Consider the following 10,021-nt stretch of genomic DNA (forward strand, 5'->3'; position numbering starts at 1 on the left):
CATGAAAGGATTTAGAAAGTTTAAAGTATTTCGCGCCACAAGCAATCATCAGATAGAGAAGTTTACAGAATCTCAAATAATTTTTGCCCGATCGCCCGAACAAGCAAACAACTACGCGAAAAGATGGGCGATGGAATTGGTTGAATATGGGGCGGAAGAAGTCAGGCCCGAAGCATCTCCACAATTTCCGCAGGTCTAACACTGATCGCCAAAAGCGATCGCACTTCCTGCACTTTTGCCTGCGCGATCGGCGAGTCAGTGTTGCCACCCCGAATATGAATGTGGCGCATCTTCGATCCGTCGCGATACGAGAATCGGAAGTATTCGCCGCCACGGGCTGTTCCGCGCGGACGGTAGGTAGATATTGCTTTGCAATTTGATGATACAGAATCATCGGAGGGATTTGATTCTGTATCAACCTCGACAAGGGTGATCGACTCTGATACAGAATCATCGGAGGGATTTGATTCTGTATCAACCTCGACAAGGGTGATCGACTCTGATACAGAATCAATTGTGTTGGCCGGAAGCAATGCAAACTCACCCGGGTAAAGATACCCCCAAGATTCGGTGAGCTCGTTCCAAAATTTGCAACTTCCGTCCAGCGGATGAATGCCCTCGATTTTGACAATATCTCCCTTTTTCAGGCCGGCGGTGTGAGGTGTCTTTCGCTTCAGTTTCAAAAGATCGCCAACCCTGTAGAGCGTTCCGACCGCTGGAGAATTCTCGAATAAGGAAAGTTGAGTATTCATATAAAGCCAAAATCTAAAATCTAATTTGTGCAAGCCGATCGCTCTTTTGGGCGATCGGCTAATTTTCAAAAAACCTTAGATATCGCTAGGTGCGAAATCCAAAGGCATTGTCACCGGGAAGCTCGGTGGCATTGTGGGAGCAGTACCCATAGTTAGCTGATCGAGAAGAGCCTGAGCTTGCTGGATGGTTGCAAGTTCCTCGGTTGATTCGCGAGATTCTTCTTCTTCCAATACAGCCAAGCGATTGCCTTGACTGTTTACGACCTCAAGAATCGTTCGCAGCAGTTGAAAAATAATAGGGTTCATGGGTTTAACGTCCTTGTTTACTTGGTTGGTAAGTGCCGGTCTCTCCCGGCTGTCACGCCACTTCGGATCTACTCTGGCAGGTGTCGCCAGCTTGCCCTGCTACGCATGAATGAGGCTTCCATAGAAAGCCTATTTATCTGTAGCAATCTCTTCGGAATCATCTAGTTTTTTCAGATCGTCTAATTTCACCATTCTCAGGTTCGGGAATATGCAGCGAAGTTTGTCATTGATGTAGTCACATTCCCACTCCTCTACTCGCAATCTAGTGCCGTCGTTGTGAACGTTGGCTTGAGTAAAGTCAATTCCCCGCTTCAAATTTCTCTCGCAGATTTTGATGTACTCGCCAATCAGACCCGTGAATTCGATAAATGTGTGGCAGTTGGTGGCGATCGCCTCGCGGTAGTAATTGGCGTTAGCCGCTTTCATTGCCTCAAGTATCTCTTCAGGGGTTTGGGGATTGTCTGGGAGCTTTCGCTGTGGGCCGCCTAGCAAGGCTTTTGCTTCTTCTCTGTCAATCATTGAAATCTGTACCTTCAACTAATATGTCGTGCTGTTCGTGCCATCCGAGTTCGAGCACTTTGTACGTAGCCGACTCGGAATTGAATAATGACTGAAGCTCGATCGCTACATCCCTCGCTATTTTCGTCAGTGCCGAGTTGTCTGCTAGAGATGGATGCCTAATAGCTAGTTGAATGTGGCTCACGATGGCGATCGCCTGCAATGGGAGGATTTGAATCTCACAGGCCGGTGCATTTTCCAGTTCGGCGAGTTCGGCAGAATATTGTTTGAGACTTGGCTTACTCATTCCTTACTGCCTCCCGAAAGTTCTTTCCAGCGGTGAAGACCGGAGCTACACCAGCAGCAATTTGTATAGGTTCGCCTGTTTTGGGGTTGCGGCCTTGACGGGCTTTACGATCGCGGCTCTCGAAAGTGCCAAATCCTACTAGGGTTACTTTGTCGCCACTGGCAAGGGCTTCTATGATTACGTCTAAGAGTGCGTTTAATACAGCGTTAGCTTGTTTCTGTGTGGTGTCGGCTCTGTCGGCAACAGCTTCTACGAGTTCCTTTTTGTTCATAAGTGCGATCGCTCTTTGGTTATCAGTTATTAGTTGTTGGTCATTAGTAGCGCAAAAGCCAGCACCCCCTGAGGGATGCTGGCTTTTGCGCTATTCAGGATTTGATTCCTCTTGATGGCTAATAGGTTCTAACTGCTGCTGCTCTTCTTTCTGCCGTGCCTGCAACTCTTTTAGCTTGATTAGATTGTTTAGCTTCTGCTCGCACTCCTTCGCTTCCGATTGATACCAAACGATGCACTCCAAACTCTTGACCAACTGCTTTTGTGCATCGTCGATCAGTTGGTCAAGGATTCCCCCAAGGGCGTCACTAGCCCCAATTCCCTCCTCGCCACCTTCTCGATCAGGTGAGACGCACTGATTCCCAATTCCCTCGCCAATTCGTCCAGCATTTTCGCTGCCGTTGGTGTCAGTCCGTAAGTCCGGCCGCTCTTCTTCTCTCCGTATTCCTTCTGTTTCGCTTTCCTTGCCATAGCTCTCAATCATAAACGCCACCTCAAAAATAACAAGTCTTAAGTAAGATGTTGACAATGTAATAAGTAAGACTATATCATATACTCACAGTGTTAAGTAAGACTTGACTGCACTGCATACCCTGCAAGAACCGGGCGGGACTGCTTGACCCGCCCTTTCCCCCACTAACCGTGAACCTATGTACACCCTAGAACAGTTACGGGAAAAGACTTTTAAGAAATTGAAGGAAATCGGCTACCAGCTTGACATTCTTCCAGCAGGCGACAGACGTTGCCGCCAAAACTGGATCGACGCCATTGTCGGAGTTAAGCCCCCGCTGCTGAAACTGCTGGAAGTTTCCCCCAGCATCGAGCTTCAAGCCCAGGAGCCGCCGATCGAATCTAAATTCGGCCGCATCCTCTATCCAAAACCGGCGGCTGAGCCGATTGAGTACGGGCGAATCACTGGCTACTTATGCCGTCTCAAGCCGATCGCACAAGTGAGTGAAATTTCCCCCGGTGTCAGTTTCGACGTTGAGGAATTCCAGCAGACTCACGCTGCCGAGATTGACGGATATGTAGCAAGTTTCACCGACGATCGCCCTCCGAACAGAGGCGGCGGCGACAGGGGCAGACTGGAAAATGAGCCAATATTGAGCCGCCAAAGTGCGATCGCCTCCGTACCCGAAAATTCCCCCGGTGTCGATCGCAATTCAACAGCCCATCAACTTTTGGAACGGCTGAAGTCCTCGCCACACATTGAGGACTTTCCGACACTGTCCGGCAGTTTTCTCGCTCGCTATTCCCCGCCACAATCGGAGAGCCTGCGCTATCAGGCCGACGCTGACGGGCAACTGAGCCTACTTGATTTCGAGGTGGAATCAGTGGATGAGCCGCCAGACTTCGACGACTATTCGACAGAATTTGAATTTTGGGCTGCTTATGACGCTTGGTGCGATCGCAACCCAGACGATTTTGACTCCCTCGATGCCTTCACCGAACTACCAGCCTGCCCGGATGCTGAAAACCCTGAATCATTTGCTGTGGCGATGGATTCGATGCGTGAATGGGCGGCGTGTCCCGATGACTGGTACGAGCCAACAGCCGAAATTTTGCCACCGGAAGCTTCATCCATGAAAGTGATGGAAGTTTCACCGGCAATCGAAACAATCGAAAGTTCCAGCACTTGCGAATTCCTTATTCCTGTTTTTGGCGCTGCGGGCGATCGGCAAAACGACAAAGACGAGCCGCCCAACGCGGGAAGTTTCGCCCGCTTGCCCAACCCAAAGCCTCCCAGTTTTCCGCCCATGGGTGTCGTTGCGGGCGATCGCGCAAACCGCATCAAAAAGTTCGCCCGCAGCGCAATACTTTCGAGCGGGCGATCGCCCCCAGGAGGTGATGCCAGCTTCTAACTATGGTTGTCTACCCATATTTCCATCATGCTTACATTCTTGTGCGATCGTTTCTTAAGCGAGGGCGATCGCTTCCTCCGCACCCAAAAATTAACAAGTGAAAAACAATGACTTACCTAAAAATATCTATCCCGGTTTACAAGAGAGGCAAGTGGGACGGCCTCAAACAACAGGGGCGAGTTGTAGTCAGCAGCGAAGTGAGTGAACTGAGCGAAGGCTATAAAGAGCTGAAAGCTCAGATTGACAAATTGCTCGACGAGTTGAATGCTCAAAACCGTTTGGCGGATGATGCTAAAAGTTTAGAGGAAGAAATTAAGAACAAGGCTTTTACTTTGAAGAATCTCATTAGAGATATCGAGAGGGCGGCAGAACACTATGAAGACCTCAAGATTTTTCTGCAAGCTTTTGGAGTAGATCCCGGTGCGAGTAGATTGACCTTTGATAAGCTGCTTTTGCTATCAGAATCATCAGAGGCAGAGGCAGTTTCTTCTCTCATTATCGATTAATCATGGAAACAACCGCCGACTTTAACGATATTTATTGGGAACCTCCAGAAAGCGAGTTCCAACCGCTGCTGGACTTTGAATCCGAGATTTCCCGCGAAGTCCCACACAACGATATTTCTGTCCTCACACAGCGCATCAAACGCTCGTTTCTGGACTACGTACGGCAAGGTGTAATGCTGGACGCCGTGTGTCGGTACCGGCTGTACAAACAGCAGTACAAGGACTTTGCCGAATACTGCAATCTCGCGTTAGGGCGATCGCACTTTTACTGCAAGAAAATCATTCAAGCGGCTAAGATTTGCCTTGAACTCATCAAATCCAAATTCAAAATTCTCCCCACTTCCGTAGCCCAAGCACTGCCGCTCCTGAAGTTCGCGAAGGTTGACGAGTACGGCGATTCCCAACTGCAAGACAAGTGGCAAACCGTTGTTGATGGTTTCCCGCCAGAGCTCATTACAGCGGCCAAGATTAGCGAGACACTGGATGAAAATCCAGAGGACAGAGCCAAGCAAGTCCGCATCGGCGGCAAAGCTTACCAATTGCTGCAACAGAAAGCCGCCGCAGCAGGAACGTCTGTTTCTAAGTATCTCGAAATGCTGATCGGGGGAACCGAGCCGCCGGACGAAGAACCGCCAGAGGGTGAAGGTGAGGGAACGGAACTGACCGCTGAGAAAGAAGAGATTTGCGATCGGGCGGAAGCCTACATTAAATCTAAATCTAAAAAGAGAGGATTTGCTATCAGAGTGCCATCGAAAAGCTATCAAAAAGCCATCGCTGGCAAAAATAGATCCGGCAAAGTGTCGGACTCATCCTAATCTCTAGTCCTTTAAAATCATGAACACTTTCACTTACAGGCATTCAGATTTGCCCTCAGTTCCTCCTGCAATTCAAGCCAAAATTGTGGGGTTAGACGTGCAAATTGCCGATTTAATTCTCATGAGCCAAGGAAATTACCGCGCTCTAGAGCAGCTATCGGAAATACTAGACAATGCGCTAGACAGTTGCAAACTGAATCTAAATTCAATCCGCATCATTCCCGACAACAGCCCTCAACCCGCAGCAAGTTTCAAAGACTTATCTTTAGATGAAAAACGGATTATTTATTCGTGCTCGTTTACTAATTCACTCCTGCTAAGTATGCTGTCTGACGTTTTTGGCATAGATCCTGAAACCTTAGCAAAACACATAGCACATGAAGTCTTGGCTCACCACAAACCAGTAGCAGACGACGAGGTGGAAAATTTTATCGACGATTTACTTTCAAAAGTCCAGAAGGCAAAAGACAATAACTTCTTGTTTGAGCGGCGGGTGGGGAAACCCTCACCAGGAGAATCAGAAGCAACTGAAAACGCCATTCAGCCCAACATTTAATCACAAAAACAAGCGGCTAAATTACACTTTAACCGCTTGGCATCCAAGCTATCCTGACCAATCTACCCGCAATCATATCATGAATGCACAAACCAAAAACAAGCATACTACTGCTTGTGTGAAACTCGCAAAAGAGCGATTTGATAATTTTAGCGAAGCCAAATCACACAAGGTTTTCCTCATCATCAAAGAAGCCAAATCTCGGGGGCTGCTACAAAAACAGCCACCCGACCGATGCTTAAGCCCGTACATTAACGCGGCCAATCGAATTTTAGAAACTTTTGGAACTGCAACATTTTTTCCGACAATTTCTCTCAATATCACGCACGTGTACGCCTACGTTGCGCTAGTCGCAACTAACACGATCAAAATAACCGCCGCCTGATGAGTGTCGCATTGACTCAGCGGCCGAAACTCCCCCTTATAAAGGGGGAGTCGCGGGACGAGTCGCAAGATGAGTGGCGCCTTAAAATTGAAATTAGCTTAATTGCTATCTTGTATTCGTAGGCGCCAGCCCGCAATCAAACCGGACAAAATAAACGAGCCTTAATCAGTGAAGTAAGCATTCAGTTGCTTTTGGGAGATTCGTAGGCTCTTCTTGTCCTTGTACTTTTATTCTCCCCAACTACATGAAATATTTAATCGTAGGCATTGACGTTTCTCGGTCATCAATTGCCGCGTGTTTTATGCTGGAAAAACCCAGCAACCCCCGCGACGACTACTTTGACGCCGACATCAAGGAGTATCGCTCGAACCTTGAAAATTTAAATAATTTAAGGAAAAAAATCGAGAGCTTCAGCGCCGACAAAATAATTGCAATCTGCGAGCCAACCGGAATTAATTACGCAAAGCTCTGGATGAATAAACTTGCCGACTGGGGAATCGAAGTAAGAATGATTTCCAACAGCAAACTGCCCAACTACAGGGCAGAATTGATGGGGAAAGAAGGCAAAAGCGGCGCAAAAACTGATGACATTGATGCCTTTGCTATTGCTTGCTGGTATTTCGACAAACCGGAATCAAGCTACCTCAAAATTCGGGATTCCCTGGTGAGCCAAGTTAAGCAAATTTGCTTGCGGATAGAACATTTGAATCGAGTGCAATCCCCTATCATCAACAGAATGAGGCAGGAGCTAGCGTGGCAATGCCCAGAGATTGCCCAAGTGCGATCGGCAAAATCGCAAGAAGAATTACCGCCCCTGATGTGGGGATGGCTGGCAGGACGGCGAAAGTCGCAAAAGTACGATCGCATTTTGGACGCAACCGTTGGCGCTGGAATCGAAGCTCAAACTCAGTGGGCCGCCAGCCAATACTGTGAAATCGAAGAGGAAATTTTCAAGCTCAAAAAACAGTTGGTTCAACTAATCGAGCATCCGCAGTTTCGGGAATATCGGCGGATTTTTACAAAATTCGGTTTCGGGTATCAACTGCAAGGGTACTTGCTCGGTGCGATTTACCCGATCGAGGATTTCTTGAAAGACGGTCGGCCGGAAGTAAAACTCCGCAAGAATCGCCAAACCGGCAAAGAGTGCAAACTCAAATTATCAGAGCGCCGCTTCATGAGAGCGGTCGGCATGGGCGTGATTCGCGATGACAGCGGCCAGAAAAAGAAAGGGAAACAATCCGGCAGTGCGCTGTGTAGAAAAGCCCTTTGGCAATGGTGCTTCACGCGGCTGGAAGTTAGCCGCAATAATCCACCGCTGAAATTTACTTACGGTCAGGGCGCCGACGCCGAGCAAATGTCCCCAGCCGAAAACCTCAAGAGGAGGAAAAAGGGTGGCACTCCGATTAAGCTAGCCCGCCAGCGGGTGATAGCTCGCTGCGTTCGTGAGTTGTTCAAGGAGTTGTGCGGCATCAAAATCTAAAATCCAAAATCCACTTAAAGACCCACGGGAGTAGTCTGTCCGTGGGTCTTTAAATGAGGAGAAACCTTGTTACAGTGAATAGCCAGACAGACTTTTGTCAAAGTACAGAACTGAGCGCTTGCAGTCGATCGCCCGATACGCCATGCCAGATTCCGAATTCTCAGATGATTTAAAATGGACGGCTGAAGCTAAGGCCAAGCTGAAAAATATTCCCTACTTTGTCCGGGGACAAGCCCGCGTGCGGATCGAGCAATTGGCCCGCGAAGCCGAAACAGAAGTCGTCACCATTGACTTTGTTGAGCAAGCTCGCATCGAGTTTGGACAATGAGGGATCGAAATGTACCCTAAAGCTTTAGACTATAAAATGCGTTGTAAGGACAAGGATTTAACAAAGTAGTGCGGAAAATAGTTATAGCTGGCAACTGGAAAATGTACAAAACTAGGGCAGAATCCCTAGAGTTTCTTCAAGGATTCATGTCCTGCCTGACGGAAACCCCAGAAGAACGGGAAGTCGTGCTTTGCGTTCCCTTCACAGATTTAAGTGTCCTCTCGAAAAACCTGCACGGAAGCCGGATTAGACTCGGTGCCCAGAATGTCCACTGGCAAGAGTCTGGAGCTTATACTGGTGAAATTTCCGGGCAGATGCTGACAGAACTTGGGGTGCGCTACGTCATCATCGGGCACAGCGAGCGCCGGCAATATTTTGGGGAAACCGACGAAACGGTGAATTTGCGGCTGAAAGCTGCTCAGAAATCCGGTTTAATTCCGATTCTGTGCGTGGGAGAGACGAAGCAACAACGGGATGCCGGGGAAACGGAAGCTCATATTTTTTCTCAGTTGGCACAAGATTTGGTCGGTGTTGACCAAGATAACTTAGTAATAGCTTACGAACCGATTTGGGCGATCGGCACTGGCGACACTTGCGAAACGAAGGAAGCTAACCGAGTTATTGGTTTGATTCGCTCTAAATTGACTAATCCTGATGTGCCGATTCAGTATGGCGGCTCTGTGAAAGGAGAGAATATTGATGAAGTTATGGCGATGCCTGAAATTGATGGGGTTTTGGTAGGTGGTGCGAGTTTGGAAGCTGCTAGTTTCGATAGAATTGTCAATTACAAATAATTGGTAATTGGTGGTTGTACGAATAGTTTTGATGTGGAGAAATGACAATCTGTACGAGTTACCCCAAAACCTTCGAGTATTAGTTGATGATGGGGAAACTAAGGCTCGCGAATTAAATATTTTACACATATTTGTGGGATGGGCGTCCCGCCCGTCCCACAAGAATAATAAAAATTGTAAGTTATTTAATTCTCATTCCTAACCACTTTTTAGGCTGACAGCTTTCTTCAATTCCATTAATGTCAACGGCGGGAATTGTTGTAGATTTAGATCGATCGCTCCATCACGGGCATTGGCTTTTGGTATCCAGTTCATCTGGTGCGTTTTGCTCCCTTTCTCTAGTATCTAATTATCTGACGATAGCGATCGCCTATAATTGTAGTGTGCCTTTGAGTGTTTTTTCGATCGAGAGAATTGTTCCATGAATGCGATCGTTCAATCCAAACCCGCTTTAGAGGAGTTCCTCAAACTTCCTGAAACTGAACCGGCCTCAGAATTTATTGACGGAGATATCCTTCAGAAACCCATGCCTCAAGGTGAACATAGCGTACTTCAATATGAATTATGCAAAACTATTAATCAATTAGCGCAAACTCAAAAAATTGCCAAGGCTTTTCCTGAATTGCGCTGCACTTTTGGCGGTAAGTCGATCGTACCAGATATAGCAGTATTCCGCTGGGAAAGAATTCCTTTTTTGCCTTCGGGTAGAATTGCCAACATCTTTGAAATCAATCCAGACTGGTCTATTGAAATTTTATCCCCAAACCAAAGCCAAACAAAAGTCCTTGGTAAATTGCTGCACTGTTCGCGACACGGTACTGAGTTGGGTTGGTTGCTAGATCCAGAGGAAGAAACTATTTTAGCAGTATTTCCCGGACAAAAAGTAGAATTGTACCGAGGTACAGCTCAACTGCCAATTATTAATGGAATTGAGTTAGAATTGACGGTTGATAATGTTTTTAGCTGGTTGAGTTTTGGTTGAAGAATCTTGGACGCATCCAACTATAAGAAACCGGGGTTTTTTAAGAAAATTATGGCGTTGCTGAGTTAGAGTATGAATAGGAGGAATAATTTATGCAATGCCCTGAATGTAAATCAACCCATATCCGTAAAAACGGCAAGAAGAAAGGAAAACAAAATCACATTTGTGTCCAATGCAGTC

The 10,021-nt window shown here is 47.3% G+C and carries 16 protein-coding genes and 1 pseudogene; 11 read left to right on the top strand and 6 right to left on the bottom strand.

The window, feature by feature from the left end; genetic code table 11:
• Nucleotide 1: 1 nt before the first annotated feature.
• Nucleotides 2–199 carry a hypothetical protein gene (locus QZW82_RS19205; RefSeq protein ID WP_293151228.1) on the top strand — a complete coding sequence of 66 codons (198 nt, stop codon included), beginning with the start codon at nucleotides 2–4 and terminating at the stop codon, nucleotides 197–199.
• Here QZW82_RS19205 and QZW82_RS19210 read toward each other — a convergent pair.
• The 6 genes from QZW82_RS19210 to QZW82_RS19235 all read right to left on the bottom strand — a co-directional run bounded on the left by QZW82_RS19210 (nucleotide 162) and on the right by QZW82_RS19235 (nucleotide 2,617).
• Nucleotides 162–821 carry a hypothetical protein gene (locus QZW82_RS19210; RefSeq protein ID WP_293151231.1) on the bottom strand — a complete coding sequence of 220 codons (660 nt, stop codon included), beginning with the start codon at nucleotides 819–821 and terminating at the stop codon, nucleotides 162–164. The two genes, QZW82_RS19205 and QZW82_RS19210, sit on opposite strands and share 38 nt — an antisense overlap.
• Before the next feature lie 6 nt (nucleotides 822–827).
• Nucleotides 828–1,058: a hypothetical protein gene (locus tag QZW82_RS19215; protein WP_293151234.1), complete on the bottom strand. Its 231-nt coding sequence runs from the start codon at nucleotides 1,056–1,058 to the stop codon at nucleotides 828–830.
• A 129-nt stretch (nucleotides 1,059–1,187) separates the two neighbouring features.
• Entirely contained in the window at nucleotides 1,188–1,577 is a 390-nt protein-coding gene (locus QZW82_RS19220; protein ID WP_293151237.1) for a hypothetical protein, read from the bottom strand.
• Complete coding sequence (locus QZW82_RS19225; protein WP_293151239.1) at nucleotides 1,570–1,863, bottom strand: hypothetical protein; 294 nt, start codon at nucleotides 1,861–1,863, stop codon at nucleotides 1,570–1,572. Before QZW82_RS19225 ends, QZW82_RS19220 begins: the two co-directional genes overlap by 8 nt.
• Nucleotides 1,856–2,134, bottom strand: coding sequence for an HU family DNA-binding protein (locus tag QZW82_RS19230; protein WP_293151242.1), 279 nt, complete (start codon nucleotides 2,132–2,134; stop codon nucleotides 1,856–1,858). Before QZW82_RS19230 ends, QZW82_RS19225 begins: the two co-directional genes overlap by 8 nt.
• Before the next feature lie 90 nt (nucleotides 2,135–2,224).
• Entirely contained in the window at nucleotides 2,225–2,617 is a 393-nt protein-coding gene (locus tag QZW82_RS19235) for a hypothetical protein (RefSeq protein ID WP_293151245.1), read from the bottom strand.
• A 166-nt stretch (nucleotides 2,618–2,783) separates the two neighbouring features.
• Here QZW82_RS19235 and QZW82_RS19240 point away from each other — a divergent pair, with 166 nt between their 5' ends.
• The 10 genes and pseudogenes from QZW82_RS19240 to QZW82_RS19285 form a co-directional block, all read left to right on the top strand.
• Nucleotides 2,784–3,995, top strand: coding sequence for a hypothetical protein (locus tag QZW82_RS19240; RefSeq protein WP_293151247.1), 1,212 nt, complete (start codon nucleotides 2,784–2,786; stop codon nucleotides 3,993–3,995).
• Nucleotides 3,996–4,102: 107 nt separating this feature from the next.
• Nucleotides 4,103–4,501: a hypothetical protein gene (locus tag QZW82_RS19245; RefSeq protein WP_293151249.1), complete on the top strand. Its 399-nt coding sequence runs from the start codon at nucleotides 4,103–4,105 to the stop codon at nucleotides 4,499–4,501.
• A 2-nt stretch (nucleotides 4,502–4,503) separates the two neighbouring features.
• Nucleotides 4,504–5,316: a hypothetical protein gene (locus QZW82_RS19250; protein WP_293151251.1), complete on the top strand. Its 813-nt coding sequence runs from the start codon at nucleotides 4,504–4,506 to the stop codon at nucleotides 5,314–5,316.
• 19 nt (nucleotides 5,317–5,335) lie between these two features.
• The gene (locus tag QZW82_RS19255) at nucleotides 5,336–5,872 is read left to right on the top strand and encodes a hypothetical protein (RefSeq protein ID WP_293151254.1); all 537 of its coding nucleotides are present in this window, start codon (nucleotides 5,336–5,338) and stop codon (nucleotides 5,870–5,872) included.
• Between the two features lie 79 nt (nucleotides 5,873–5,951).
• Nucleotides 5,952–6,257: a hypothetical protein gene (locus QZW82_RS19260; RefSeq protein WP_293151257.1), complete on the top strand. Its 306-nt coding sequence runs from the start codon at nucleotides 5,952–5,954 to the stop codon at nucleotides 6,255–6,257.
• A gap of 244 nt (nucleotides 6,258–6,501) precedes the next feature.
• On the top strand, nucleotides 6,502–7,737 hold the full coding sequence (locus QZW82_RS19265; protein WP_293151260.1) for a transposase: 1,236 nt from the start codon (nucleotides 6,502–6,504) through the stop codon (nucleotides 7,735–7,737).
• Between the two features lie 142 nt (nucleotides 7,738–7,879).
• Nucleotides 7,880–8,065: a PCP reductase family protein gene (locus QZW82_RS19270; RefSeq protein WP_293151272.1), complete on the top strand. Its 186-nt coding sequence runs from the start codon at nucleotides 7,880–7,882 to the stop codon at nucleotides 8,063–8,065.
• Nucleotides 8,066–8,133: 68 nt separating this feature from the next.
• Nucleotides 8,134–8,859: a triose-phosphate isomerase gene (gene tpiA / locus QZW82_RS19275; RefSeq protein WP_293151263.1), complete on the top strand. Its 726-nt coding sequence runs from the start codon at nucleotides 8,134–8,136 to the stop codon at nucleotides 8,857–8,859.
• A gap of 421 nt (nucleotides 8,860–9,280) precedes the next feature.
• The gene (locus tag QZW82_RS19280) at nucleotides 9,281–9,841 is read left to right on the top strand and encodes a Uma2 family endonuclease (protein ID WP_293151266.1); all 561 of its coding nucleotides are present in this window, start codon (nucleotides 9,281–9,283) and stop codon (nucleotides 9,839–9,841) included.
• Nucleotides 9,842–9,933: 92 nt separating this feature from the next.
• A pseudogene (locus QZW82_RS19285) lies at nucleotides 9,934–10,021 on the top strand (IS1 family transposase); the annotation flags it as partial.

The organism is Microcoleus sp. bin48.metabat.b7b8b9.023 (assembly GCF_013299185.1).
Taxonomy (GTDB): domain Bacteria; phylum Cyanobacteriota; class Cyanobacteriia; order Cyanobacteriales; family Microcoleaceae; genus Microcoleus.